Genomic DNA, 26,960 nt, shown 5'->3' with positions numbered 1-26,960 from the left:
AATTCCTATGCGTATTCTTGTGATAGAGGACGAGCCAAAGACTGCTGAATACTTACATCAGGGTCTAACTGAAAGTGGCTATATTGTAGATTGCGCATCGACAGGAGCTGATGGACTCCATCTGGCACGGCAGCAAGCTTATGATCTGGTATTACTTGACGTAAATCTTCCTGAAATGCACGGATGGGACGTTCTTGAAAATATTCGGCGGTCTAGCAGTACTAGGGTAATGATGCTTACTGCAAGAGGACGCTTAGAAGATAAAATTAGAGGATTGGATCTGGGGGCTGATGACTATCTTGTCAAGCCATTTGAATTTCCAGAGTTGCTGGCAAGAGTACGCACTCTAATGCGTCGTAGCGAACACATACCAATTCAAGAAGTGTTAAAAGTTGCTGATCTTGAACTTGATCAAGGAAGGCATCGCGCATTTCGCGGAAAACAACGCATAGATTTGACGACGAAAGAATTCGCACTGCTCCATCTATTAATGCGTCAATCTGGAGAGGTGTTATCTCGTACTCAGATCATTTCATTGGTTTGGGACATGAATTTTGATTGCGACACCAATGTTGTCGAAGTTTCGATACGTAGGCTCAGAGCTAAAATAGATGACCCATTTGAAACTAAATTAATCCATACGCTCCGCGGCGTAGGTTATGTACTGGAGGAGAGAAAATGAAGCAAGTCAGCCTGTCAATGCGATTGGGTTTGACAGTAAGTATAATGGGAGCAGTACTAGTAGTTTCTTTAGCGATTCTGGCCTATTTAGCGCTTACCCACGAGCTTGATTTGCGTGCAAAAAACAGCTTAGAAAAGAAAATGAATCAAATTGAGCACAGTTTACTGATGGATATCAGTACTAGCAACATGAGCCTAAAGCCACACGCACTATTAGATCAAGTGCTAGGGCATGACAATCTTAATCTCACTATTTTTGATGATGAAAATCTGAGTGTCCCTGTCCTGAGTTTTGGAGCAGATATAACCGTAGTTTCTAGGAGCAAAATCGGAGCAACCGATAGCACTAAGATTTCTTACTACTCCTCGGCACAGGAAAGCGAAAATCACATCCTCACAGCAGCGAAACTCATGAGGCTAAAAGATGGTGAATTCGTATCAGTCTTGCTGACTATGGACCGCTCGAATGATGAATCACTGTTAAGCTCTTATTTGAGTTCAACCATCGTAGCGGTTCCGCTGTTGTTGATCCTTATTGGTATCAGTGCTTGGGCGATAGTGCAACGCGGATTGTCCCCACTCCGGGAATTCTGTGAAGTTGCGGGAATGGTATCAACCCAAGATCTCAGTCACCGACTCTCCGTTGTCAATATGCCCCAAGAGATCAGTGAGCTAGCTCATGGCATAAATTTCATGCTTCACCGACTTGATAGCGGAGTCCAACAACTCACTCAGTTTTCAGATGATTTGGCGCATGAGTTGCGGTCACCGATTACGAACCTTATGGGGAAAGCACAGGTAACTCTTTCTCGTGATCGCTCAGTAAAGGAGTATAAGTCTGTACTAGAGTCTTGCACCGAAGAGTTGGGGCGAGTCACTAGAATTATATCTGATATGCTTTTTTTAGCCCAAGTAAGTCACCCAGCCGCACTTGTACCATTCGAAAACATTTTGCTGGAAGACGAAGCTTTAAAAGTAATTGATCTTTTTTCTCTTTCGGCTGAAGAAAAGTGCGTCGGCATAACCGTCAGTGGTCAGGGTAAAGTTTCAGGCGATCGACTCATGATTCAGCGCGCCATTTCGAATCTTTTATCAAACGCCATTCGTCACTGCCCGATAGAAGAGTCGGTTGTTATTTCCATTGAAACGCGAACCGAAGAAGTCTCCCTTTCAATAAGCAATCCCGGAGTGGGAATTGAACGCCATCACTTGCTTAATATCTTCGATCGTTTCTATCGAGTGGATAATAGTCGCTCACGAGCTGAAGGTGGCACTGGATTAGGATTGGCTATTGTCCGATCTATCATGAGCCTCCATCATGGAACAGCAGATGTCTTTAGTATACCAGGGCATCCGACAACCTTCAGAATTACATTCCCGAAGAACATTTCAACTAGTAACTTAAACTCTCAAAGACCGGGGGAGGTTTTTAGTTAGGATTTAATTTAATCAAAAGCAATATAAAACAGCTTGGCTGCACGAGTCAGATCACTAGGTAATATATAAGTGGGGATCGATGCTTAAAAACCCAAAGACAACATTACTCTTTTTGCTCAGCCAGAGATGAAACCGATGACTCACCAATGGATAGTGAAGATTTAATAGCCCTGTGCAAAATATAACCTTCGTCAAGATACATTACTAGTGCCCAAGAGCAATCCAACGTGAACATCTATTGGTACCGATCTTTGTGATACCCACCTATTACGCAGGTTGATCATGCCTTCATGGATAATCACTCGAGAGTGTGTGGTCTTGCAGATATAGCGTCGCAACCCCCTACTTCGGAATTAAGCTAAATTCAGCATGTTTATTCTAAACTGCAAATCGTATAGACTTTCGTGCAATCTAGATTTTAACGTTATCTTAAGCGCTTGGTGCAAAATTAAATCCCTACTGCAGAACCATTCCGCTTCCTGAGACAATTTTAGAGATTACATAACTGCCTTTCTATAATCAATATTTTCAGCGCGTTTAATTTAGTGCAATCCAATTATTTCGCACAATATCAAAATAAGAATGGCTAAACGGGGTTAATGGGCACGCGACTCAAGGACATATCCAGCACCTCGCAATGTATGGATAAGCTTGTCGTCAAAAGGATCATCAATTTTAGCTCGAAGCCTCCTCATTGCTACTTGAACAACGTTCGTGTCGCAATCACTACTCAGACCCCAGACAGAAGACTTAATCTGCGTGCGCGATAGCGTCGTGCCTGATTGACACATCAAAAAGTGTAGCAAGGCGAACTCCTTGTTAGTCAGGTCAATTCGCTGGTTAGCGCGAAAGGTCCTGTGCCTACCCAGATCGAGCTCCAAATCGCCAACGCGAAGCACATTTAGCGATGCCGACGACCCAGTTCGACGCATTAAAGTACGGACTCTAGCTAACAACTCAGGAAACTCAATTGGTTTGACCATGTAATCGTCAGCGCCTAGATCAAAACCCAAGACTTTATCCTCAACACTACCTTTCTCGGTAAGCATCATGATCGGGGTAATAATTACCTCGCGAATACTTACAAGTAGATCCCAGTCGTCACTTTGCGGGGGGTTTACGTCTAGTACTACAAGGTCATAAGCCTGTTGGGAGACTAAGTTTATGCCATCGATTCCGTTTTGTATGCAATCAACGATAAAGCCGCTTTCAGTCAGACCCTGGCGCAAATAATGAGCGGTTTTCGGATCGTCTTCTATTATCAAGATACGCATTTATTATAAAGTCTCGATACTAATTGAAAATACCACCACACTCATTTAGGCAACTTTACTCACCGGTTCACTTTAGCATCTCAACTGGATGAGTTAAGCCATTACAGAATATCGCGCATTTTTTCAGTTTCTGTTAAATGAGTGAATTGAGACACACGACCATATGGCAAATAGATTTTAGACTACTTGATGACGATAGATGGTCTTATTACAAATTTGTAATTCTTCAGTCACCCTCGCGATAACTCTTATGCAGTACATTGAGCATGCAATATATCTAAACACTCTAGACGCTGCAGATGTCCCTACTGTTAAACGATGAAAACGGCGCGCCTTGGGGGCGAAAATTTTGTGATGCCATCTCGCATTAGAAAAATGTTGTGGTCGGCTGATTCCCTGCCTCGGGAATCATTGATGACGACCGCGCATGAGCCAGCCAATGTAAGACGAGGAACAGTCACCAACCCGTATTATCAAATGAGCCAAGACTCGCAGACGCCGAGCGGGAAATACAGAATAGCGCAGCCAGGCTTTAACAGAGTTTGAACCCCGATGCCGTACTAAAAACGGCTGCCAAAGCTTTCAACGAATATTTGAAATCAACTGCAAGGCGTCGCCTGACTCCGAGGAGTGTGCGTTATGCGAGTACGGCGATGTTTCGCGCAATGAGGATTATCGGCATTCGAAAGTGGTGAACTTGGTAAGCGCATCAAGACCGCTTTGGTCTCTCATCCGCAACTAGAATTCCTTTTTAGACAACTAGTCGCGCCTATCAGAATAGTGATCTAAACAATTTCATCACCTATGCCTTCGATACTAAGACAGATGCGCAACGTCAGCAAGAAAACCATACCCCCGCGACCCAACCACCATCATTTCGCTCCAAAAAAAATTGTTTTTTAAGTCAAGTCGAGCGGATCTATCAGTACAACACTTACTTGGGGGGCATCTCATGAAAAAAATCCTCATCGGTTTTGGCGTTTTGGCGGTTTGGCTAATCGTGGAGCTTCAACCAACCGAGGAAAGCGTTGAGGGTCACTGGTGCATCCATGAATTACATCGCTCTGTTGCTGATTTTTTCTTCCCTAAAACGTAGCGGCAGTCCAGTGACAGTTTGCGCGCACGATCATGTCGAGATATTCCGAGATACCCATGAATAAAAAAATACCAATTCTGAGTACGAAAATTATACTCAGTAGCAATCAATTAATTATTGCAGTTTCAACTTGGCTTCTGTTGTTCAGTAACTGGCCATTTTGGCGAGTTGTTTGGAAAAGCGTGGGAGGCCTACAAGACGGAAGCATCTTATTTGTGCTTAGCCTGCCTTGGTTCGTGTTGATGTGGCTGTACGTGTTACTCAGCGCGATGGCTTGGGGACGCTTCATAAAGCCTGTGCTAGCCATTGTTCTGTTGGTTGCGGCAGCAGCGAGTTACTTTATGAATAGCTACGGCATTGTAATTGACTACAGCATGCTAACGAATGTTATTCAAACAGACATCTCTGAGACCACGGACCTGCTGAACTGGGAGTTACTGCGATGGATGCTGGGTTTTGGTGTTCTACCGGTGCTGCTTATCACCCGAGTCCGTTTGATACAACGATCGCGCACCCGCGCGCTTGCTCATCGATTGATGGGGCTGGCGGCAGCACTTACCTGTTTGGCAATCATCGTATTTACGCTTTACCAATCTTATGCATCGCTCGTACGTAACCATCGCGAACTCAGATTGATGTTAGTTCCTTCGAATGTGGTTTCGGCAATCCATGGGTATATGCGTCGCCAGCTAGCACAGCCCACAGAACTAAAAATCATTGGTGCTGATGCCCGCCAAGGAGAAACTACTGCGAGTGTAAAAAAATCACGCCTGACGTTGTTAATTGTGGGTGAAACCGCTAGGTCCGCGAACTTCTCGCTTAATGGCTACACACGCGATACCAATCCGGAATTGACTCGGCGTGGTGTCTTAAGTTTTACCAATGTCAGTTCATGTGGAACAGCTACGGCAATCTCCTTACCTTGCATGTTCTTGGATGCGGGTAAACAAGGCTATAAAGACGGTATGGCGTTACGGAGAGAAGGCTTATTAGACGTGTTGCAGCGGGCCGGAGTATCGGTACTTTGGAGAGATAACAATTCGGGTTGTAAAGGTATTTGTGACCGAGTAAAAAATGAGAAATTGAACAATCAGAAAACATCAGGATTATGCAGAGCAGGCGAGTGTTACGACGAAGTCTTATTGCAAGACCTGCAAGCTTACTTGGATCAACAACAGGGTGATTCAGTCGTGGTTCTCCACATGAAAGGTAGTCACGGCCCATCCTACTACAAGCGCTACCCACGCGAATTCGAGCGATTTGGTCCCGTTTGTGATAATAACCAACTAGAGCGATGTACGCGCGAGAGCATAGTCAGTGCCTATGATAACAGTATCGTCTATACAGACTATGTACTTGGACAAACGATTGACTTGCTAAAGCGCAACGCTGAGCGCTTTGATACGGCTATGCTTTACGTCTCTGATCACGGTGAGTCTCTCGGCGAGAACGGGATATACTTGCACGGACTGCCTTATGCTATGGCGCCCAAAGAGCAGACTAGCATTCCCATGGTTCTCTGGATCTCCAAAAACATGCAATCTCGTCAAAAACTAGACGTTCAATGCTTGAGGGAACAGCGAGGCGCATCACTATCCCATGACAACTTATTCCATTCGATATTAGGATTGATGAATATCCAAACTTCGGTATATCGACCTGAGCTTGATCTGTTTAGCGCATGTCAATCCAAAGCCTTGGCCTCATTAAAACTTACTTCAATGACTGGCCAGCAGCAGTAATAGCAGCCAACTAGTGGCAAGAATGAAGTCTAAAGATCATCATTAAAATTAACGCACACTCCACTCAGAGCCATTCATATTAGAATGGTAAGTTTTCAAGCATCTAAAAAAACTGCGACCGACTGTCCGTCTTTTTATTTGACGATTCAGTCGGCCTTTGCAACACTCAATACGAGTATGCCTTCCAGGTGCTTTGCAAATAAAGTAACTCTAAAACTATAATATAAATATATTTAAAATTAACTGCAGTGGGGTTCCTCGGTGAATTTGCGCGAAACATCGACCGCTCCCAAAGCTTCCAATGTTCGGCGTCCTATCAGTACGGGATAGTTCATCTCGCCTCGATCTTTCAGAGAAAATTCCTCTTTATAAATTTTATCTCCTATGCACATCGTCATCATGACGACTGGACGATGTTCAGCGCCGCCGGCACCTCTAACTTTTACATTTCGTTCAATCCGTCGTTCGAAGAGTGCGCTACTCACCTTCTTAGTTTTGGTGTCTTTGACTTTAACGTTAAACCGAATCCATTCTTCTCCATCTTTTTGGAATCTTTTTAAGTCCTTCGCATCCATGGATGACGTAAGAGCCCCAGTATCCAACTTTATTTTCACGGCGATATTTTCTGGTAAAAGTATCCCTTCTTCAATCCACCCGAATACCTTTTCTGGTCTAGCCGGGCTCGACAAAACCGGCTCTACTGTTAGAGACAAAAGCATTATCAGCAGAGCACAATTTAAAATAATTTTTTTCATTTTAACTAGCCCTCTGGGGTGGATCCCCGAAATAACAACTTGTCTTAAAAATGGAACTCAATTAGTGGACCTTGCCTTCATAATCGTCAACTAATTGGCTATGGAAATCTGCTTTTTCCATTTGTACAGTAGTATGACTGATCTGAAACTCTTCACTCATAAGCGACGTGACTTCAGTTAAAATATCTTGTTCACTGCGGGAGGTATAGTCAGCGACCAGGTGAACGCTCATTACACTCTTACCACTGGTTAAAGCCCATATATGCAAATCGTGCACATTTTTTACTCCTACGATTCCGTATATTTTCGCCTCCACCTTTTGAATATCGATGCCCTCTGGAACGCCCTGCAGTAATATATTCATGCTTTCCTTGAGCAGTGACCAAGTCCTAGGCAGCACCCAGAATCCGATACCTGCTGCAACAAGTGAATCAACCCAACTCCAACCGGTGAAGCGGATTACAAGCGCTGCAATGATGACGCCAATAGACCCCACCATATCGCTCCAAACCTCTAAATAAGCGCCCTTCACATTGAGACTTTCCCCACTAGCGGCACTCAACAGACGCATTGAAATGAGGTTAACTATCAGTCCCATCACTGCAATTACTAACATGCCCGTCGACTGAATTTCTGCGGGGGCGTTAAGTCGAAGATACGCTTCATAGACAATGTATATAGCGACTAAAAACAACAAGACAGCATTGAATGTGGCTGCAAGTATTTCGAATCGTGCATACCCGAACGTGCGCTTCCTGTCAGCAGAGCGTTTGGCAATATGAATAGCCAGCAAGGATATTGCCAAAGCCACAACGTCTGTCAGCATATGCGCAGCATCCGACAGTAAGGCTAGGCTGCCCGTGACAAAGGCTCCGATGACCTCAGCAATCATAAAACTTGTCGTCAGGGCGAGTGCGATCCATAACATCTTTTCATGACCCGCACGTACTTGACCGTGACTGTGCCCTGAACTCATGATTTTTCCCCAAATGTAGCCTAATGAAGATCCAACGAGTGGACTGTAGAATATAAAGACCTACTAGCACCCAAACCGTTCCATATCATCAAACCAATCATTCAAAGGTGGATACTGGTTTGATGTAGTATTCAGATCATAAGCGAGAAATCGCCATCTTAATCAAATAGTTCCTGCAAAAACGATTTTTTGCGACTCGGTTGTCCCTGATGCCCACTTTGACTTTGATGGCCACCTTCTTTCCATCCACCGCTGTGGCTCCCTCGATCTCCATGACCATGCTTATTCCCGTACTGGTTGTAACCAGGTTGTTCTGCTGGCGTCGAACTTTGGACAGGTGATGTGAGGTTCTGTGGAAGCAATCTAACGGTCTCTTGTCGCTGACTACGCTCAATAATCTTGTCGAGTTCACCTCGGTCAAGCCAGACACCGCGGCATTGCGGGCAATAGTCAATTTCTATGCTCTGGCGCTCAGTCATTACTAAAGCTATATCTTTGCAGATAGGACATTGCATATTTAATTCCTTATGTGAGTAATCAATTTTGACAATGTAGCTTTCGAATCAATACCGCAATAGTTGTGGTCCATTGAATACCACAAGCGGGCTCGTCCCCATATCGGCGAAAAGAGCCATCCACAAAGTTGCTTGGCCGGGCGAAGACGCTTTTATCTTTCATCCTCACCTCGCGATCTACTTCTTTAGCAATCGAAGTCCATTGAGCACGACAAGTATGCTCACTCCAACGTCTGCAAAAACAGCCATCCACATGGTGGCCAAACCCATGAGGGTGAACACAAGGAAAATGGCCTTAATACCTAAGGCGAACAAAATGTTTTGCTTAAGAATCACAGCTGTCTCGCGTGACAGGCGGACGAAGGCCGGAATCTTGCGCAGATCATCATCCATTAAAGCAACGTCAGCCGTTTCAATAGCGGTTCCCGTGCCAGCCGCGGCCATGGCGAATCCGATCTGAGACTTGGCCAATGCAGGTGCATCGTTTATCCCATCACCGACCATCCCCACCACGTGCTTACGGCCCTTCAATTGATCAATTACTGAAAACTTGTCGCTGGGCAACAAGTTTCCCCGCGCCTCATCTATCCCAACTCGTTTGGCAATCGCATCAGCCGTGTACGAATTGTCGCCTGTAAGCATCATGGTCTTGATACCCAATGCATGCAGCTCCTTGATCGCTGTCTGGCTTGAGTCCTTTACGGTATCGGCTACAGCAAACAACGCAAAAACCTGACTGGCGCTGGTCAAGGCTACGACTGTTTTGCCTTGGCGCTCCAGGCTAGTCAGAGATTCGTCCAACTGCGAAGTACCGAGCCCCAACTCCTGGATCAGTCGGTGATTGCCCAGGTAGAAGAGCTGGCCTTCAATCATCCCCTTTACCCCGCGACCGGGAAGGGCCTCAAAACTCTCCACTTGCAGGAACGTTGATGCGTCCGAGCCTTCGTACTTGGCAATTGCCTGTGATACGGGGTGATCCGAGCGTGCACTGAGGCTGGCGGCAACAATCTGAGGATGTACCTCTGAGTCTTCGGCTACCGGAATGTAGTCTGTCTGAACCGGTTTCCCATGGGTAATGGTGCCGGTTTTATCGAGCGCGACGAAACTCAGCTTGGCGCCTATTTCCAGGTAGATGCCGCCTTTAACCAAAATGCCTTTGCGAGCCGCTGCCGCCAGACCACTGACGATGGACACCGGAGTGGAAATGACCAGCGCACAAGGGCAAGCAACCACCAGAAGCACCAGTGCACGATAGATCCAGTCAGTCCACAATCCGCCCATAAACAGTGGTGGGAATACCGCAATCGCGACGGCGAAAAAGAACACCCCTGGCGTATAAATTTTGGCAAACTTATCAACGAACCGCTGGGTTGGAGCTCGCGAACTTTGGGCTTCTTCAACCGCGTGAATGATTCGAGCAAGGGTCGTATTGTTGGCCTCAGCTGTCACTCGATACTCGAAGGAGCCGGATTCGTTAATGGAGCCGGCATAGACAGGATCATCGACATCTTTTTCGATGGGCAAGCTCTCGCCCGTGATGGGCGCTTGGTTAACAGTAGAGTTACCAGAAGAGACTTTACCATCCAGGCCAATTCGTTCGCCGGGGCGGACACGAACCAAGGCCCCAATCTCGACCGTTTTTACATCGACTTCCAGCCAACTACCGTTGGGTTGGCGCACGGTAGCTCGTTCAGGGGTCAAGTCCATCAGCCCCTTGATCGCATTGCGCGCACGATCCAGCGATTTCGCTTCGACCATTTCCGCAACGGTGAAGAGAAACATGACCATCGCGGCTTCTGGCCACTGTCCGATCAACACCGCTCCGATAACCGCGATGCTCATCAGCGCGTTGATGTTCAGGTTGAGGTGTTTGATCGAGATCAAACCCTTCTTGTAGGTCGTAGGCCCGCAGAGCACGATGGCGAACAAGGCTATGACCGCTATCACCCATTCAGGCGCGGAGTTAGTGAAGTGCAGGACTTCAGCACCCACGGCAGCGACACCGGAAAGCGCTAATGGCCACCATGTGCTCTTAGGTGATTCCGCCTGGGGAAGGACTTCTGGCGTATCTGCGCTGGTTGCATTGCCATTAGCCGTCAAAGGTTCGGCGTGCATGCCCAGCGATAGCACTGCTGCCTCGATACCCAAGGTGTCGGGTAGCTCGTGCCAGACAGCCATCGTGCGGTTCATCATGTTGAACTCGAGCTTTTGAATGCCGCTCATCTTCGCGAGCTTGTCCTCGATCATGGTCTGCTCGGAAGGACAGCACATCTGCCCAATCCTGAAACTGCTGAAACGAGTCGCTTCGTCGGTATTGGTGGGAGACACGTTTTCGATGCCGACTTTGGGACTACCCGCAGCAGATGGTGGGCAGCAAGCATCGATAAAAAGGTCATTATCAACCGTAGCAGCAGGCTGACTCGGCTCGGCAAGGCTGTACAGGGCAGATGGCGGTGCTACGACAGCGCAGTTCGATTTACTGATATCGGAGCCGGGGGAGCAGCAACCCGCGCCCTTTACTGAAGAAGGCGCTGAGCTGACGTCCAAAGTTTTCGCGGAGCAGCAACTACTGTTGGACTGTGCTGTAGTTGTATTACACATAGTCGCGGCAGGTGCACAGCAGCCGGTCGGTGCTGCCGGGTCAAATACCTCAACGGCGGCGTCACTTTTCGGTGTTTGTTCATCACCGCAACAGCTTTTCATAAAGGCACTCTCCACAATTTATTGTGAAGAGTGAACACCCTATAGCCACTATAAGGTCAAGCGGATTGTCGAGCCCGGTGAGCTTTTTTCATTCCGCATTCCGCACGCGCCCTTATTAACGAGCTTGGTTGATTTCGCTCCAAATCAGATCGTAGAGCTGTTGAGCGCCGAAGTTAGTCAGGGGTTTACCGTTAACGAAAAATGTCGGTGTTCCCTTCACACCTACAGTTTTGGCATCAGCGGCATCTCTTTCTATCGTGGCGGTGATCTCCGGCGACATCATGTCCTCACGAGCCTTAGCCACGTCCAAGCCCGCTTGGGCCGCTACGTCCCAAGCTGCTGATGCTTTCGCATCGTCATGCCACTGCGGTTGAGCAGCGAGGACAGCTTCAAGTACCGGCACAAAAACACCCTGCTTACGTGAAGCCTCGAGCAGACGTATGGCTTCTTCAGACCCTACGTGAAGCTTCACATAGCGCAGCACTAAGCGAACATCGCCTGGGTGTTGTGACATCATCTTTTTGACGATGGGGTAGAAGGCACGGCAGCTTTCACAAGATGGATCGAAGAATTCTACGATTGTCACCGGGGCGTCGGCAGGGCCGAAGCTTGGTGAGTTAAACCGCACTAGCGCGCTGGTTTGCGGTACAGGTGCTGTAGCCTGGGGCACAGTGGCAGCACGATTGTAGAAAAATGCTGCGACGGCAAAGCCTACGATGGCTAGCACGCTGATGGAGAGGACGACGGCGCGTCTGCTCATACGGTAAATCTCCGACGGATAAGAACGAGAAAAATGATCAGCAGGCTGAACACGCCCAGCGATAAAAGTGGCAGCGGAACACCACTGAGGATGGTCATGTCGGCACCGGAGCAGGAAGGGCCGGCCCCGCAAGGTTTGATGCTTTCAGGAATCAGTCCGAAATAAAGCAGGTTGTGATACAGAGCGATGAGCCAACCCATGACTGCTAATGGCAGTGCATAGCGCCAAACACCGGTGTCCGATAAACAGCAGGCGACGCCCAATACCAGGACGAGTGGAAACATGAAGGCTCGTTGAAACCAACAGAGCACACAGGGCAGTTGCCCCATGACTTCACCAACGAATAGCACGGCGATTGTTGATACCAGAGCAAGCAACCAGGCACAGAGCAACAGCGCCCAAGCTCCGGATTGATGTTGTTTTAAGGGGGCTTCCATAGGATTCAGTCCACTTTTCTATTGAGCGCACGCAGATTTGCTTATCGCCTAAGGCGCGTAGAATGAAGATTCTAGCAACTATAAGGTCAAGCGAAATGAGTTCGACCAAATACACAGTCGGTGATCTGGCGAAGGCGACTGATACCAAAGCGGTGACCATCCGCTATTACGAGCAGGTCGGCCTCCTGCCTTCTGCAGGGCGTTCAGCATCAGGCTATCGCTTCTACACCGACGAGGAGCGCGACCGTCTATTGTTCATCCGACGTAGCCGCACACTGGGCTTCAGCCTTGACGATGTTCGAGAGTTGCTGGGCTTTGCGGATAACCGCGACGCTTCCTGCGCCAGGGTGGACGCAAAAATCGAGGGGCAGTTAGAGCAGGTTCGAATGCGCATCCGAGACCTGCAAGGCTTGGAGGTGGAGTTGGAGCGTTTGATTGCTTGTTGCGAGGGCGGCGTGATCGAGCAGTGCCGTATTATCGAGTCGATGTCCAATCCCCGTTAAGGATGCTAACCGGCCACCCCACAATTTTGGCGGGAGTCCTGTTGAATGAACTGATCATTTATATCGACTATGTGGTGGTTTCGACTCCGTCTTGGCGGTATCAAGAGTCGCAGGTGCAATGACGTAACGCACGCCGTTGAGGGATGAACCAACGCTTGGGCTTTGATGCCTATACCGGCTAGAGCGTTTGCGTTGATCATAGTGATTGACTCTCAGATTCAGTGATAGTCATAGAAGTGGGCATGCTGCTGCCCGTTATTTCCGTCCACACTGTTAACTGTGGCAGGATTAAAATGACATGCCTTCAGACACCTGAATCAGCATTTCTTCAACTAGATGTGTGCCGTGAGACGTAGTGACCATTGCCAGTGGGCTTTTTCCCAAAAAACGGGCTTTGGGTTTGGAAAGCCATTGTTTGGCCTTCCCTTCGTCCCCGAACATGATCTCGGCCATGGCGGTAATGTGTGCGAACCGGAACAGGCGATCGCTCTCATCCGACGTTAAAAGCTGATCGCTTGCCAATTTTGTTTTGAGCGTTTTGGGGTGAATGATTATGTCGCGTTCTTGCGGATTTACGGTGCCATCAGCACAAAGCGATGAAATCAGGCCGGCCGAAAAGCCAGCTACTATCATGTCGTGAATGTCTTGATCCGAAGCGTTGGAAGGGATATGGAGATACGCAGCCAACCGCTTGCGGTAAGCATGATAGGCATCCTCACGCAGGACTCCAGCAAACATCGGCCGTACTGATATTGCACTGTTCATGGGCGTCAGCACTAATGTGCCATTCGCTATCGTTAGCTCTAAATGATCACCAACACCTAACCCCATTTGGTCAAGCAACTCTGGAGGTAGGTCAATGATGATGTCGCCAGTACCGTCCTCAGTATTCTGGCACTTGACTATCCAATGCTCGCTCATGATTGTCCGGCCCTCATCCGCGACTAGAGAATGACACACATCATTATGCTCGGGCGCAGAGCTGACCAAAGGAACGTGCACTCCTCCAGTAGACATGCACTGCCGCTGCTCGAACGCCGGATAGCGAGTGCAACAGCAAAAAATGGGGCAATGGCTTTGCCGCCTTTCCACCGTCACATGGTTACGAGCTTGAGCGTGATCTGGCAACTACACGAAAAGGATATGACATGAACCCTGATGAGCTTTATGTTTCCGTCGACGTCGAGACTTCTGGACCTATACCAGGCGAATACAGCCTGCTTTCCATTGGAGCTTGCCTTGTAGATCAACCTGCCACGTCCATCTATCTTGAACTACGACCTGACAGTCCAAAACACGACCCAGAAGCACTGGCAGTATCGGGGCTGAGTCTGGAGAAGCTGGAGCGCGAAGGACTCACTCCGCAACAGGCGATGCTGACATTTGGTGAATGGCTGAAATCATCCTGCCAAACGGGGCAGAAGGTCATTTTCGTAGGACTCAATGCACCGTTTGACTGGTCATTCGTCAACTACTACTTCCACAAATACTTGGAAACCAACCCCTTTGGTTTTACCGCTATCGACATGAAGGCCTACTTCATGGGAGCTGTAGGTTGCAGCTGGCAGGAAACAAAATCATCCAAGATGACCGCTGCGCTGAAGCCACTCAGCGAACCGAACCATAACGCATTGGATGATGCTCGCTTTCAGGCAGAGCTCTTCGCGCTAATGCTGGCGGGTAAGGGTAACCGCTGACGCCTCCCATGGCACTGACTTGAAGCTTATCTAAGCCAAGTTGCTTCAACATATCTGCCGCCCCTGAACGACCAAGCCTTGATGCCTTCTGGTTTTTCGGACTTGCCAACGATAACGGCTATTGGGTGCGGTAGATCCTGCGTGTAACGCGCAGCAAATCTGGAGAAACTTCCTATGTCTGCCGGAGAAATCACCGGAACAGATTGGGGATGCGTATGCCAATAGCCCACCAGACGTAACCCTTGTTCGTTGGCAGCTTGGATCTCCTGACGGCACCGCTCCGCATCCAACTCTAGCCAAGACCAGCCTGACCGATCGGCGCGATGAGGCAACGTGGCCAAGGCCAGCAGCAACCCTTTCGGATTAACCGGGTTGACGAATAACTGTCCCCCTCGCTCCACGCCAAAGAGGCCCTGCCGATGACTATCCAAGATGTCCGCGACAGCTTGCGACACCAATAGCTCGGAATCCACCTCCGCCCATCTCCAGCGCCAAGCGATATCCGTCATACCATTTCATCCTTATGTTCCGGCCATCCGCGCTCGAGTAGGAGTTGCTGCGCCCCCTCTGGAAGTTTGGGCCCATGGTATTGGCCTCCTAGGCTCGGCACATCTTCAGGCCTGTAGATACTGCTGACCCAAGATGCAGTGGTGATGTTGCAGGTCAATGCACGTAAAGCCGTGTGCGACACCATAGAGGCGATATTGGTCATCCCCAGCGATCCGCCTGGAATAAAGCTCTCCCCACAAGCGGGCAGTGGAACCACACCTCCTCCCGGCCACTCGGTAAACTTATGAAGAAAATCGCCGATGTCCGTGAATAAATGACGGCCATCAAAGGTACCGGCTGGTGCGAATAGCGCGTGGCCTACCTGGGTATACGGTTCGCTCCAGGCTTGTAAAAGTCCCCAAGAAACGCCGCTGGATTTGGCTCGCCATACAGTGACCTCCGACTGCCAGTCCGCTGTCGTAATCACCACAAGATCTGCGTTATCGAACACTTCTGGTTTGCTGCTCATAACTACTTCGGCGAAAGTCGAATAAGCGGTGCATTCTGTAGTCGGAAGATCTAACAGAATCTTGTCCCTCAACGCTGAGGCTTTCAGCCTCCCTAGGCTATCCGCTCCCAGAACGTGCCTACCCAGATTGGCTGACACCAGAGTGTCAGGGTCGATGAGGGTAAGGTGGCCGACACCGGAGCGTGCCAGTTGTATTGCCACCGCACTGCCTAACGAGCCAACGCCAACACAAACGACCCGAGCATTTTCAAGGTGCTTTGCAGTGCCGCTTATATCGCGGGACAGAATGGACGCACGATCAAGCACGTCTAGGGCAGTTGCGCGGACAAGTGCCGGAGGATGTGCATTTGCGATGGCTGGCCGGCGGCGCGCTGTGCGCAAGCCAAACTTTGCCCCCCGCTCTTGCTGTACGCCAAGCGAGCGCACATTGAGGCAATAAGTTGGAGCATCCGTCCCCCCAGGAAGCTCCAGGACAATCCATCGACTCGCCAACGTTCCATGCAGCTCAAACCATGCCAGCAATTGCTCGGCATCGTCTGGTTGAAGGTGTGGCGTGAGCCACAGCAATAAATCTTCTGGATCCGGGGTGCGGATATCCGGATAAGTCTGAAGCTTAACGTAAAAACCAGGAGTTTCGGCCGCGCGAATGACAGCGGAGCGCCCGACAACCCGTCGGTAATGCCCTTTGAGTGCAGCTATGTTCGATGCTAGCCAAACCGTTTCCTGACCGGATGGCACAGCCCGGCGCGGATCGCTGAGAGCAAACAACTGCGAGGCAGCCTGAGGTCGATCCAAAAGTAAAAGGTTCTGGTACGACTGTCCGTGCTGAAAAGACCAGTAGGTAGTGATCTCATTCTGAAATTCGATATCGCGCGCTGCCTGACTTGATCCCATCTTGGACAACGAAACGATCTGGGCCAAGCGAGCAAGGCTGTCCTCTACCACGACCTCCGGGGAGCCCATAATGGGGCGTTCCTGAAAGCCATGAAGGCAAAGCCCCGACTTAGTGGCATGCGGCCAAACCAGCCATGGAGAAGGTTCGACGTTCAGCCGCAAGAGCCCACGGGGAAAGTTGGAGGGGAAACCAATACGCAGTCGCCGCTCCTGCCCCGTGTAATCGATGGGCAAGGGGAAGTGAAAGCACGCCGCTTCGTCAGCCCGCATGGGTGCGGGCTGGAGCAATGCATCAGCTGCATCCTGACCTAGGGTATCTCGCAGTGCGGCGATTCCGCGCTGCAATGGCGTCTTAAGAGGATCAGCCAAGGCGTCCAACTGGCTTTACGCTCGACTGAGAGGTTCCGCCACCGCTGGCCCCTCCGAAGAGCGAACCCATCGAAGCAGAGTTTCGAGTAGTGCCATCCGGTCGGCCAGGCATCGTCCAATTCGCAGGGATTTCATTGTTTACTGTTGTGATGAACGCCGGCGCAATACCGAAGTTCTTTTTCACTGCCTCGGCAAAAGAATCATTGGATTCAAAACTTTCCAAACCTAATGACACAGAAGCACTGGCGTCCGCATGCCATTTGGAAAATGCTTGACGATAGCCTTGTCCCTCACCCGGTCGATTCCACTTCTCTGCAAAGTTTTCGCCGTTATCGGCAGGGTTGCAGACAAAGCAATCGCTACCTCTATACGCAATGTGCTGCGGTATTCTGCGAACGATTTCCAAAATTGCATCGAGCGGTGCCAATGGCTTTGACTGGGACTCTTTCACGACATCCAGGTATGCGTGAGTGGCCAGGGTCGTAATGACCGCAGAAATTGGGCGAGTATCAGCGCTTTTTGTCTTGATAGCCCATTCATCGCGATGCCGCTTCAGCAGCTTTATGGTCGCGCGCAGGGGATCTTGATCGATGTAATCCTGATAGTGCGGCAAAGGATCTTGTGTCGCGGCATCAAGCATTCTCTGGCTTTTGGCAATCACCAAGCTTTCCAGAAAGATTTCCTGGGCGGAAGCGACCTGCAACCAATTCGAGTAAGGAATAGGGCTGCTTGCTTTCCACCCTGTGACCCGATCCGGAACCTCCAGCTTACCCTCGCCGTTTGCTTCGCCATTTCCGTTGATCGCGCGTGCAGGTGTGACATCAATGTGGAAACCTGGATTTTCGTCGGCATAAACGATCCGAATACCACGACGTAGTTGCTTAACTTCTTCCTGAACGCGGGAGCCTTCCCTGAAACGCTGCTCAATCGCCTCTAGAACTTCCTTTGCACCAGCGCCCTGAGCGTGGGGGAGCCAGATAATCGCATCCGCATCAATGGTGTCCAGATCCGCAGGCGCGCCGGCAATTGGCTTAATGGTCGTCTTCAGCCGCATTGAGCCCTGGACGAAAATATGAGCCTCAGCGAGCAGCGGATTGTCAGAAGCCGAGAGGATTTTTTCCAGCTGGGAGTAGCGATCATTGATTTTTTCGTACTGCGCTTCCGTCAGCGAGATTTCCCGCGCGGCGCGAAGCAGAAAATATTCCCAACTGCTGCGCTTGGTCTGTTCGTTGCTCAAAAGCATTACATAGCCTCCTGGGCCGAGGGACCCAATTGCAGTGTTTGCGTAAACCGATGTTGGTTTTCTTTGTCCCGGTCGAAGATCAGGTACGTATGTTGATGCTGCGTTGTGAGCAACGCGCCAAACTCGATGGCTAGTGCCGCAGGAATGGCGGCGAAGACGTGGATAGGATAAGGAGTCAGAGCCTCAAGCTGGCTCAGTCGTATTTGGAGCGCGTCGCGAAAGGCATGGATCACCCGACGGTTCTGTACCATCGCGTAGCTTGGTTCAGGGATCGACAGCTCTGCAATACGTGCACCGGGTAGAGCGTCGGTCACGTCGCGAACTGGAACTTGCGCAGAAATGGAGAGCACCAACGCCAGTGGACCATCGCCGTTGGGTGGAGGCGTAAACAGAAAACTGGGCGGCTCAGCAGACTGATCGGGCCAGCGCAAAAGATGCTCGCGGTGAAAAGAGAAGATTAAGCGTTTGGAACGATCGCCGATGCTCTGGCCCAACATCATCAAAGCTGGGATATCGGCCAAGCCTACTACTGCTAGTGCGGGCGAGTCGCCGTAGGTGCCGCCGCGACGCTTGAGTTGCTGCTCCAGCTCATACTGGATGCTGTCTTTGACGTTCTGCCAATAGGCAGCGTCCCTGCCGCGCGGTCCAGGCGCAGGGAAGGTAATTTTGATGCCTTGATCGAAGGCGGTTAATCCCTCCGCAGACATCGCAGTCAACAGATCGCGAACGGGAATATCGTTGATCGTCTGGAAATGCTGACTCTGGACAATGAGAGGAATCGCTCTGCCACCATCAGGGGTCGTTGCGGCGATTCGGATGCGCTCTAGGTATGCTTGGTGTAAACCACTCAAATCATTTTCAGGATAACCGTCTGCGTCACGATCAATTTTGTCATGACAGCCTGGGCACAGGAGCATCAGATTAGCGGTATTGTTTGTGTGCGCCTCAGCATCATGATCCGCGCGTCCCCGAGGGCCTTTGGGACTGGCGGGCAGGATATGCGCCACTTCGCCCCATTTCATTGGCTTGCCGGCACGATAATCGAACGTCAGATCCGTGCCGCACAGTTCACAATGACCAGCGGTCTGTGTCCATACGATCCGCTTCGTCTCATCATTCGTGTTAAAGCGCCCGCTCGCGGGCTTAGCGTCTTCTTGTTCTGCCATTCCGACCTACCCCAGAGAAACATCCATGATTGAAAACGATGATGGCAAGATAAGATCATATTAAGGTCATTCGCCTCGATTTCAAGAGTGATCTGAGGGTGACGAATGCTGAGTCGGCTTTGAGCAGGATGCTGTTTGTGGCTCATCGAAACACAGTAGGGCAGCGTTCGTTTTTCTGGCAAGTGCTGGTGGGTAACGGCACTGACCACAGCGTATGTATCGAAATTAGCGAGTTTATGCAAAAGACATAAACTTGCTAATTTCGATACATACCGCGCGTAGGACTGATGAAAACGGGCTGTGCAGTTCAAACGAGGCTGCAAGCGCAGCCCCTTTTGTATGCATTTTTACGCGTCAGTGCTTGCCAGGCTCAACGGACAAGTGTCGACGACGCATGAGGTGATAGGCCGCCGGGATCACAAACAGCGATAGCAAGGGCGCCGTAACCATACCTCCAATCATCGGGGCGGCAATGCGGCTCATCACCTCGCTGCCGGTACCGCTTCCCAAAAGTATTGGCAACAAACCAGCGATAACCACCGCAACGGTCATGGCCTTGGGTCGAACGCGCTGCACAGCGCCTTCACGAATCGCGGCCATTAACCCGTGTTCTGTGTTGTCACCGAGGTCTTGACGCTCGGCCCAGGCATTTTTCAGGTAGAGCAGCATGATCACGCCAAATTCTGCAGAAACACCGGCCAAGGCGATAAAGCCGACCCCGGTGGCGACCGACAGGTTGAATCCCAACAGATAGAGAAACCATGCCCCGCCCGTGAGAGCGAATGGCAGCGTGGCCATAATCAGCAAAGCCTCATCAAGGCGTGCAAATGTCAGGTAGAGCAACACGAAGATGATCAACAGCGTGGCAGGCACCACCAGTTTGAGTCGTGCGTTGGCCCTTTCAAGAAACTCGAACTGACCTGAGTAGCTTAAGCTCATGCCGGGCTGCAACTTTACCTGCTCACTGACGACCCGGCGTAGATCGGCCACCACGGAGGCAATGTCCCGGCCATGCACGTCGATGTACACCCAGCCTGAAGGCCGTGCGTTCTCACTCTTGAGCATTGGCGGCCCGTCGTTGACCTTGATCTTCGCCACGGTGCCAAGGGTGATCTGGCTGCCTAGTGGGGTGTAGATCGGTAACTGCTCCAAAGCACCGAGCGAATCCCGCCACTCCCGAGGGTAGCGGACGTTGATTGGGAAGCGTGCAAGCCCTTCAATGGTCTCGCCGACATTTTCACCGCCGATAGCGCCGGCCACGATCGACTGCACATCGGCGATATTCAGTCCGTAGCGGGCGGCGGCTTTTCGGTCGATATCCACGTCGATGTAACGCCCACCGGTTAATCGCTCGGCCAAAGCCGAACTGACACCGGGTACGCCCTTAGCCACTCGCTCGACCGCCTGAGTCGCGGCATCAATCTCCGTCAGATTGGTGCCGGCAACTTTCACCCCAACAGGACTCTTGATCCCCGTAGCCAGCATGTCGATACGGTTGCGAATCGGCGGTATCCAGATATTGGTCAGCCCAGGAACTCGCACCACTCGATCCAGCTCTTCCACTAGCTTTTCCTGAGTCATGCCTGGACGCCAATGCTCCTGCGGCTTGAACTGGATGGTGGTTTCGAACATCTCCAACGGCGCCGGGTCGGTGGCAGTTTCAGCACGACCGGCTTTACCAAAGACATGTTCGACCTCCGGCACGGTCTTGATCAGGCGGTCGGTCTGTTGCAGCAGTTGCGACGCTTTCTGCGCCGACAATCCCGGCAGAGCCGAAGGCATATAGAGCAGGTCGCCCTCGTCCAACGGTGGAAGAAACTCGCCACCCAAGCGCGACATTGGCCATAATGCGCTGATAAAAACCAGCAACGCGACCAGCAGCGTGATCTTCGGTCGTCGCAAGACTGCATCCAGAGCCGGCTGGTAGATCCGGATGAGCCAGCGGTTCAACGGGTTCTGTTGTTCACTGGGAATTCGTCCCCGAATCCAGTAGCCCATCAACACCGGCACCAAGGTCACTGACAATCCCGCCGCCGCGGCCATGGCGTAGGTCTTGGTGAAAGCCAGCGGGCCGAATAGCCGCCCCTCTTGCGCTTGCAGGGTGAACACCGGAATGAACGACAGCGTGATGATCAACAAACAGAAGAACAGTGCTGGTCCTACCTCCGCCGCCGCTTCAGTCATCACGTGCCAATGACGTTCACCTTTCAGTTCCTCCCCAGGATTGGCCGCGTGCCAGGCCTCAACCTTCTTGTGCGCGTTTTCAATCATCACCACGGCAGCGTCGACCATGGCGCCGACGGCGATGGCAATCCCGCCCAGGGACATGATGTTGGCGTTGATCCCTTGATAGCGCATCACGATGAAGGCAATCAGTACCCCCACCGGCAGGGAGATGATTGCCACCAGAGATGAACGCAGGTGCCAGAGAAAGATCCCGCAGACCAACGCGACGACGATGAACTCTTCGATTAGCTTGTGGCTGAGATTTTCCACGGCGCGGTCGATCAGCTTGCTGCGGTCGTAGGTGGTGACGATTTCCACCCCCGCCGGCAAGCTGCTTTTCAACTCGTCGAGTTTGGTCTTGACCGCCGCAATGGTTTCGCGAGCATTCTTGCCGCTGCGCAGAATTACCACACCGCCAACCGTCTCGCCTTCGCCGTCGAGTTCGGTGATACCACGCCGCATTTCCGGACCCAACTGGATCGTGGCGACATCGCTAAGGGTCACCGGCACACCGCCCGATCCCAGCTTGAGTGGGATCGCCCGAAAATCATTGAGCGTTTTCAAGTAGCCGGAAGCCCGCACAATGAACTCGGTCTCTGCCATCTCTAGGACGGCGCCGCCGGTTTCCTGATTGGCCTTGCCGATCGTTTCGGTCACCTCGGCCTGCGTGATACCGAGGCTGGCCAATTTGAGTGGATCAAGCTGCACCTGGTACTGCTTGACCATCCCACCCACGGTGGCCACCTCGGCAACATTGGGCAGAGTCTTGAGTTCGAACTTGAGGAACCAGTCCTGAAGTGCACGAAGTTGCGCCAGATCGTGTCCGCCACTGCGATCTACCAGCGCGTACTGGAAAATCCAGCCAACGCCTGTCGCATCTGGCCCCAACGCCGGTTTGGCGCTGGCCGGCAAGCGACTTTGTATTTGGCTCAGGTACTCCAACACCCGCGAGCGGGCCCAATACAAGTCAGTACCGTCTTCGAACAGCACATAGACAAAGCTGTCACCAAAGAAGGAGTAGCCGCGCACGGTCTTGGCGCCAGGCACCGAAAGCATGGTGGTGGCCAACGGATAGGTCACCTGGTTCTCGACAATCTGCGGTGCCTGTCCCGGATACGGGGTGCGGATGATCACCTGAACATCGGAGAGATCCGGCAGCGCATCAATGGGCGTGCTCTGCACCGACCAGATGCCCCAAGCCGTGACAAAAAGTGTCGCCAGTAGCACCAGGAATCGGTTGGCCACTGACCAGCGAATCAGGGCGGCGATCATGGCTGGCTCCCCGATTTGTCTAGACGCTCAACACGCAGGCCATCGTCGGTCTGACTCACCGCAACCCGAACCTTATCGCCCGTTTTGAGGCCCAGCATCAGCGCCGGAGTAGCGAGTGGGAACGTCATCGTCATGCCAGGCATGCCCAACGTTTTGAAGGGACCATGGGCGAGTGTGACTTCTTTGTCGTTGATCTCAACGATCTGCCCATCCGCCTCATGAAAACTGGAGACTGCTGCGCTGGGTGGTGACTCTTCCTCCGAGCTTGCAACGATGCCCTTGAGACTGGCCTCCGAGTCGAGCAGGAACTGGCCAGAGGTAACCACCTTCTGGCCCTCTTCCAGACCTTTCAAGATCGCCGTCTTGTCATCGTTTTCCTGCCCGATCAACACTTCAACAGGACGATAGCGGCCAGCGTCTTCAGCAAGCATCACCAGAGCACGTCGACCGGTGCGAATGACGGCCTCGCTCGGCACCCACAACACACTTTGCTCCGTTGAACGATTGAGGCTCACTCGTGCGGTCATACCCGGCCTGAGACGGCCTTCTGGGTTGGGTAACTCGACGCGTACGCGAAGGGTGCGGCTATCCGGATTGGTTTCCGGAAGAATCGCGCTGACGACGCCCTTGAGCACAACCCCAGGGAACGCGGGCAAATGCGCCTCTGCCGTTTGCCCCATGAGGATCGATCCAGATTCAGTCTCCGGAACGGCCAAGGCCAGCCAGACGCTACTCAAACCATTAACGCGTGCCAGTGTCTCGCCGGCGGCCACCGTCATACCCTCGCGCACATTGAGCTCTTGCAGCACACCACTAATAGGGCTGGTGAGGGTCAGGTTTGGTTGGACTTTGCCACTGCGCTCTACTTGAGCAATTGATGCCGCCGGCATCCCGGTGAGCCGCAAGCGCTGGCGAGCCACTGCCAGCAAGCCTGTATCGCCACTGCGCTTGAGTGCGAGAAATTCCTCCTGAGCCGCAGCCCACTCAGGTACAAGGATATCCGCCATGGCGGCATTGGCTTTGATCACGTCGCCAGGAGCATGGGCATACACGCGCTCGACGAAACCCGCCGTACGGGCTTGAATGACGGCGACGTCCCGTTCGTTGAAAGCCAACACTCCGACAACGTCCAGACTCGAAGCAAACACACCTCGACTGACGGTAGCCAGTCGCACACCGAGGTTCTGGGTCAGGCTTGGATCAATGCGAACAGTGTCACTGTCCCCCTTGCTATCCGCGTACTGAGGGACCATTTGCATGTCCATGAAGGGCGACTTACCCGGCTTATCGAATTTCTGTTGTGGGTACATGGGGTCGTACCAATACAGAACTTTGCGATCGACTGATGACTCAGGCTTCTGCTCCGGTGCTGCATCCGGTACCGAGCTCACCCTCGGTTGGGCCAACCAGTAACCACCGGCAACCCCCAAAGCAACTGAGATGCTGACAACAAATACCCCTTTCCGTGTTCTAGAGATCATTGAGCGGACTCCCCATAGGCGAAATACAGGCGAGCGCTGGTGAGAGCACGCTGCTCTTCAACATCAATCTGCTTGAGACGGGCTTCGATAAGCTCGCGCCGAGCAGCCACGACGGAGTTCAAATCGCCTTTGCCGGCGCGGTAGCTGGCCATGCTGAGCTCGACCTTCTCCTTGGCCAGAGGCAGCAGACTGTCCAGGGTTCGGCGAACGGCACGATTCAAGCGTTCATAATCGGCCAGCTCGTCCTCCAGTTGCTGGGTATGCTTGCGTGACAGGGCTTCCCGCTCGGCCTCTAGCTGGTTGAGTTCAGCGTGCTTGGCCGCAATTTTGGGGTTTTGCCGAGAGTCAGGAAACAGTGGTAGATCCCAGGAAAATTGCACGCTGACCATGTCGCCGAACTGTCGGCCGCGATTCTGATAGTCGACTTCCCAGCTCCAATCCGACTGTTTTTCCGCTTCGGCTTCACGGACCTTGGCTTGCGCTTCGCGGGTCATTGGCGCAAAAGCTGCCAATTCTGGGTGATGTTGCAGCTTATGAGAGTAGTCAGAGGCTTCGACAGGCCATTCAGGCAAGCTGCCCACAGGTTTGTCATTGGCGGCTGGTCCAATCCAGCGCTTCAGGGCAGCTCGGGCCTGCGCTCTCTGACGAATCAGATCGTCCTGCTGCTCTTCCAGTTGTGCCGCTTCCTGTTTGGGCGTTACTGCATCAGCAGGTTGAGCGCGGCCACCGGCAATTTGTGCCCGGACGGTATCGGCCAGCAGACGGTTTTCTTTGTAGAGGTCCTGAAACAGAGTGTCTTTACGCTCAACCGAGTAGCTGTTGATCCAGGCCAACGCCGTGGCCTGACGAACCTTTAGACGTTCGACCCGGCGCTCAGCGGCGGCGCGTTCAATGGCCGCATCAGCGACCTCGATTCGGGCTTTGCGCTTAGCGCTGCTGGGCATCTCCTGACTGACTCCGACCATTCGCATAGTCATGAAGTCTTGGTCGATGCTCCAGCGATCCGGCCCCCCAATGGGGTAGTTCTGTACGCCTAGCAGCAACTTGGGATCGGGTAGTTCACCAGCGGGGATGGCCGCACTACTGGCAGCCTGAATTTTCGCGTCTTGTGCAGTCAGCGACGGCGCATTGTTTTCAGCCAGCTGCAAAGCTTCATCGAGTGTCAATGCGGCAGCGAGACTCGGCAATGCCAGTACGCTTGCCGCCAGGCCGGCCACGAGGGACCACCCTGTGCAATAGCACTTGGAGTTCATGTTCACGATTCCTGTGATGATCCACTGCGCGCTTCATCAGACATGCACGCAGATATGCCATCCCGCTAACGCGGAATGAGGCTCAGTGTGGTACAGGAATCAAATGCGGGGCGGTCGCCATACCCCTGAAGGGGTTTGGACAGGATGGGAGTCTATGGAGATGGACGCTTCGAGGGGGCTAGATAGGGGGACCAGAGGCTTGATGATAGAGACTTGCAGCATGCCGCCGGTCTTACACTCCTGGCCCGGCTTGCAGGGTTTACCATGCTCGGTGGGACTTTTCATGTCATGGCAGCAGTCTTGGCCCATGCCGTCCATCATCGCCATGCCCATGGTTTGCATGGGACACGGCTCTGTCGGCGCCTGAACACCCGCCATCCCACTGAGGGGAAGCGCCAAGCTAATCAGGAATATCAGGCAAAACCGTACATAGCGTGTCATGGACTGAAGTGTAGCCAGTAGAAATGGTGCTAACAATCCCGTTCCCGGCTTCTTGGTTAGCTGCCAGAAACCTCTATTGCGCGCTCATTTCCATTTCAGGACTTAGCGTGCCTAACCATGCGACCAGACAGATGATGAGGATTGCCATCAGGAATTCGAATTTCATGCTGCGGCGCAAGGCATTAACCGCTACAGAGTATTGACCATTGCGAACTGAGCGCTCCAACTGCGGGCTTAAGTGAAAGCGGTTCAGTGTGGCTAAAACGATCATCCCGGCAAAGAGCAGGATCTTCAAAAACAGCAGCTGACCATAGGTACTCAGCATGACCTCATCAAGGTTTGGACCGACGATGAAAAGGTAATTCACGACTCCCGTTACGCTTATGATCGCAACAATCACACCGCCGGCCGACTCAAAGCCAGTCAGCACGCGGGCAAGAATTCGTGCTTCCTCCTCGCCCTTCAGCGATTTCAACCGCAGCAGTAGAGCGAAGGCCGCTAGAGCACCCAACCAGCCACCTGCCGCTAATAAATGGAAAATATCGCTCAGAAAATGCCAGTAGCGGCGGCTGCCTTCGTCCATGGCACCGTGCCCTGTCCAGGCTAGCGTGGCCAACGCGATTGCTCCACACACGGTGACGATCCAGAGGCTGGGTGTCGGAAATCGTTTGTTCAACGCGACGCCCATAATTGCCCCAACCAAGGCGGCTATTCGGACCATCCAGGTCAACCCAACGTCGGTGCCCATGATGACCATTTCAAAAATGTGGTGATGTAGCTCCATAAGCTCCGATACACCGCTCATTGCTTTCGCAAGCAACAACATCGAGGCAAGGGACAGAGCTACACCTGCAACAGAAGTACCGTAAAGAAGCGACTCAAAATTCAAGACCGTGCCCGATACCCTTTCTTTTCCCCTGAGACTGTACAAGCCAAATATGGCCAATCCAAATAACAACATCAGGTCAAAATAGAGAGCAAAGCGAACCACAATATTTATTGAGTCGCTCATGGATCATTT

23 protein-coding genes are annotated in these 26,960 nt (G+C 51.8%); 6 read left to right on the top strand and 17 right to left on the bottom strand.

Going from position 1 to position 26,960, the window contains the following annotated elements; genetic code table 11:
• Positions 1-7: 7 nt before the first annotated feature.
• Together H7995_RS19175 and H7995_RS19170 are read left to right on the top strand one after the other, a co-directional pair.
• Positions 8-682 (top strand): heavy metal response regulator transcription factor, encoded by a 675-nt coding sequence (locus tag H7995_RS19175; RefSeq protein ID WP_080896080.1) that lies wholly within the window; start codon positions 8-10, stop codon positions 680-682.
• A complete protein-coding gene (locus tag H7995_RS19170) occupies positions 679-2,118 on the top strand; it encodes a heavy metal sensor histidine kinase (protein ID WP_042561904.1) in 1,440 nt (479 codons plus the stop codon). The genes H7995_RS19175 and H7995_RS19170 overlap by 4 nt, the downstream gene beginning before the upstream one ends.
• A gap of 596 nt (positions 2,119-2,714) precedes the next feature.
• Here H7995_RS19170 and H7995_RS19165 read toward each other — a convergent pair.
• Positions 2,715-3,392 carry a heavy metal response regulator transcription factor gene (locus H7995_RS19165; RefSeq protein ID WP_047297377.1) on the bottom strand — a complete coding sequence of 226 codons (678 nt, stop codon included), beginning with the start codon at positions 3,390-3,392 and terminating at the stop codon, positions 2,715-2,717.
• 952 nt (positions 3,393-4,344) lie between these two features.
• On the opposite strand from H7995_RS19165, the gene H7995_RS19160 reads away from it, so the two are divergent.
• Both H7995_RS19160 and H7995_RS19155 read left to right on the top strand, forming a co-directional pair.
• Positions 4,345-4,488 (top strand): hypothetical protein, encoded by a 144-nt coding sequence (locus H7995_RS19160; protein ID WP_155401178.1) that lies wholly within the window; start codon positions 4,345-4,347, stop codon positions 4,486-4,488.
• Positions 4,489-4,544: 56 nt separating this feature from the next.
• Positions 4,545-6,230: a phosphoethanolamine transferase gene (locus H7995_RS19155; protein WP_185818733.1), complete on the top strand. Its 1,686-nt coding sequence runs from the start codon at positions 4,545-4,547 to the stop codon at positions 6,228-6,230.
• A 239-nt stretch (positions 6,231-6,469) separates the two neighbouring features.
• On the opposite strand, the gene rloA3 is transcribed toward H7995_RS19155, so the two are convergent.
• The 6 genes from rloA3 to H7995_RS19125 all read right to left on the bottom strand — a co-directional run bounded on the left by rloA3 (position 6,470) and on the right by H7995_RS19125 (position 12,376).
• Positions 6,470-6,985 (bottom strand): retropepsin-like aspartic peptidase RloA3, encoded by a 516-nt coding sequence (rloA3, locus tag H7995_RS19150; RefSeq protein WP_155401179.1) that lies wholly within the window; start codon positions 6,983-6,985, stop codon positions 6,470-6,472.
• A 61-nt stretch (positions 6,986-7,046) separates the two neighbouring features.
• Complete coding sequence (locus H7995_RS19145; protein WP_042561907.1) at positions 7,047-7,961, bottom strand: cation diffusion facilitator family transporter; 915 nt, start codon at positions 7,959-7,961, stop codon at positions 7,047-7,049.
• A gap of 158 nt (positions 7,962-8,119) precedes the next feature.
• Positions 8,120-8,476: a TFIIB-type zinc ribbon-containing protein gene (locus tag H7995_RS28725; protein WP_080896081.1), complete on the bottom strand. Its 357-nt coding sequence runs from the start codon at positions 8,474-8,476 to the stop codon at positions 8,120-8,122.
• 177 nt (positions 8,477-8,653) lie between these two features.
• Positions 8,654-10,747, bottom strand: coding sequence for a heavy metal translocating P-type ATPase (locus H7995_RS19135; protein ID WP_225138955.1), 2,094 nt, complete (start codon positions 10,745-10,747; stop codon positions 8,654-8,656).
• A 547-nt stretch (positions 10,748-11,294) separates the two neighbouring features.
• Positions 11,295-11,939, bottom strand: coding sequence for a DsbA family protein (locus H7995_RS19130; protein ID WP_042561909.1), 645 nt, complete (start codon positions 11,937-11,939; stop codon positions 11,295-11,297).
• On the bottom strand, positions 11,936-12,376 hold the full coding sequence (locus H7995_RS19125) for a disulfide bond formation protein B (protein WP_042561910.1): 441 nt from the start codon (positions 12,374-12,376) through the stop codon (positions 11,936-11,938). The genes H7995_RS19130 and H7995_RS19125 overlap by 4 nt, the downstream gene beginning before the upstream one ends.
• A 95-nt stretch (positions 12,377-12,471) precedes the next feature.
• Here H7995_RS19125 and H7995_RS19120 point away from each other — a divergent pair, with 95 nt between their 5' ends.
• A complete protein-coding gene (locus H7995_RS19120; RefSeq protein ID WP_042562261.1) occupies positions 12,472-12,879 on the top strand; it encodes a MerR family transcriptional regulator in 408 nt (135 codons plus the stop codon).
• 288 nt (positions 12,880-13,167) lie between these two features.
• On the opposite strand, the gene H7995_RS19115 is transcribed toward H7995_RS19120, so the two are convergent.
• Positions 13,168-13,800: an antitoxin Xre/MbcA/ParS toxin-binding domain-containing protein gene (locus H7995_RS19115; protein WP_080963325.1), complete on the bottom strand. Its 633-nt coding sequence runs from the start codon at positions 13,798-13,800 to the stop codon at positions 13,168-13,170.
• Between the two features lie 227 nt (positions 13,801-14,027).
• On the opposite strand from H7995_RS19115, the gene H7995_RS19110 reads away from it, so the two are divergent.
• On the top strand, positions 14,028-14,576 hold the full coding sequence (locus H7995_RS19110) for a 3'-5' exonuclease (protein ID WP_010565120.1): 549 nt from the start codon (positions 14,028-14,030) through the stop codon (positions 14,574-14,576).
• 26 nt (positions 14,577-14,602) lie between these two features.
• Here H7995_RS19110 and H7995_RS19105 read toward each other — a convergent pair whose 3' ends face one another.
• The 9 genes from H7995_RS19105 to copD form a co-directional block, all read right to left on the bottom strand.
• Positions 14,603-15,085 carry a Mov34/MPN/PAD-1 family protein gene (locus H7995_RS19105; RefSeq protein WP_042556859.1) on the bottom strand — a complete coding sequence of 161 codons (483 nt, stop codon included), beginning with the start codon at positions 15,083-15,085 and terminating at the stop codon, positions 14,603-14,605.
• Positions 15,082-16,866, bottom strand: a complete 1,785-nt coding sequence (locus H7995_RS19100; RefSeq protein WP_086794037.1) for a ThiF family adenylyltransferase — start codon at positions 16,864-16,866, stop codon at positions 15,082-15,084. Before H7995_RS19100 ends, H7995_RS19105 begins: the two co-directional genes overlap by 4 nt.
• Entirely contained in the window at positions 16,850-18,100 is a 1,251-nt protein-coding gene (locus H7995_RS19095; RefSeq protein ID WP_086794039.1) for a nucleotidyltransferase domain-containing protein, read from the bottom strand. The genes H7995_RS19100 and H7995_RS19095 overlap by 17 nt, the downstream gene beginning before the upstream one ends.
• Entirely contained in the window at positions 18,100-19,266 is a 1,167-nt protein-coding gene (locus H7995_RS19090) for an SAVED domain-containing protein (RefSeq protein ID WP_086794041.1), read from the bottom strand. Before H7995_RS19090 ends, H7995_RS19095 begins: the two co-directional genes overlap by 1 nt.
• Positions 19,267-19,620: 354 nt before the next feature.
• Positions 19,621-22,764 (bottom strand): efflux RND transporter permease subunit, encoded by a 3,144-nt coding sequence (locus H7995_RS19085; protein ID WP_042556863.1) that lies wholly within the window; start codon positions 22,762-22,764, stop codon positions 19,621-19,623.
• Positions 22,761-24,245, bottom strand: coding sequence for an efflux RND transporter periplasmic adaptor subunit (locus H7995_RS19080; protein ID WP_042556864.1), 1,485 nt, complete (start codon positions 24,243-24,245; stop codon positions 22,761-22,763). Before H7995_RS19080 ends, H7995_RS19085 begins: the two co-directional genes overlap by 4 nt.
• A complete protein-coding gene (locus tag H7995_RS19075; RefSeq protein WP_086794044.1) occupies positions 24,242-25,498 on the bottom strand; it encodes a TolC family protein in 1,257 nt (418 codons plus the stop codon). Before H7995_RS19075 ends, H7995_RS19080 begins: the two co-directional genes overlap by 4 nt.
• Positions 25,499-25,597: 99 nt before the next feature.
• Positions 25,598-25,939, bottom strand: a complete 342-nt coding sequence (locus H7995_RS28500; RefSeq protein ID WP_080896087.1) for a hypothetical protein — start codon at positions 25,937-25,939, stop codon at positions 25,598-25,600.
• 73 nt (positions 25,940-26,012) lie between these two features.
• Positions 26,013-26,951, bottom strand: coding sequence for a copper homeostasis membrane protein CopD (gene copD / locus H7995_RS19070; protein WP_042556867.1), 939 nt, complete (start codon positions 26,949-26,951; stop codon positions 26,013-26,015).
• Positions 26,952-26,960 lie beyond the last annotated feature (9 nt).

This window comes from Pseudomonas kielensis, assembly GCF_014236655.1.
GTDB lineage: Bacteria > Pseudomonadota > Gammaproteobacteria > Pseudomonadales > Pseudomonadaceae > Aquipseudomonas > Aquipseudomonas kielensis.
Note: the sequence above shows the minus strand (reverse complement) of the source record. Positions and strands in the feature narration are given on the sequence as shown.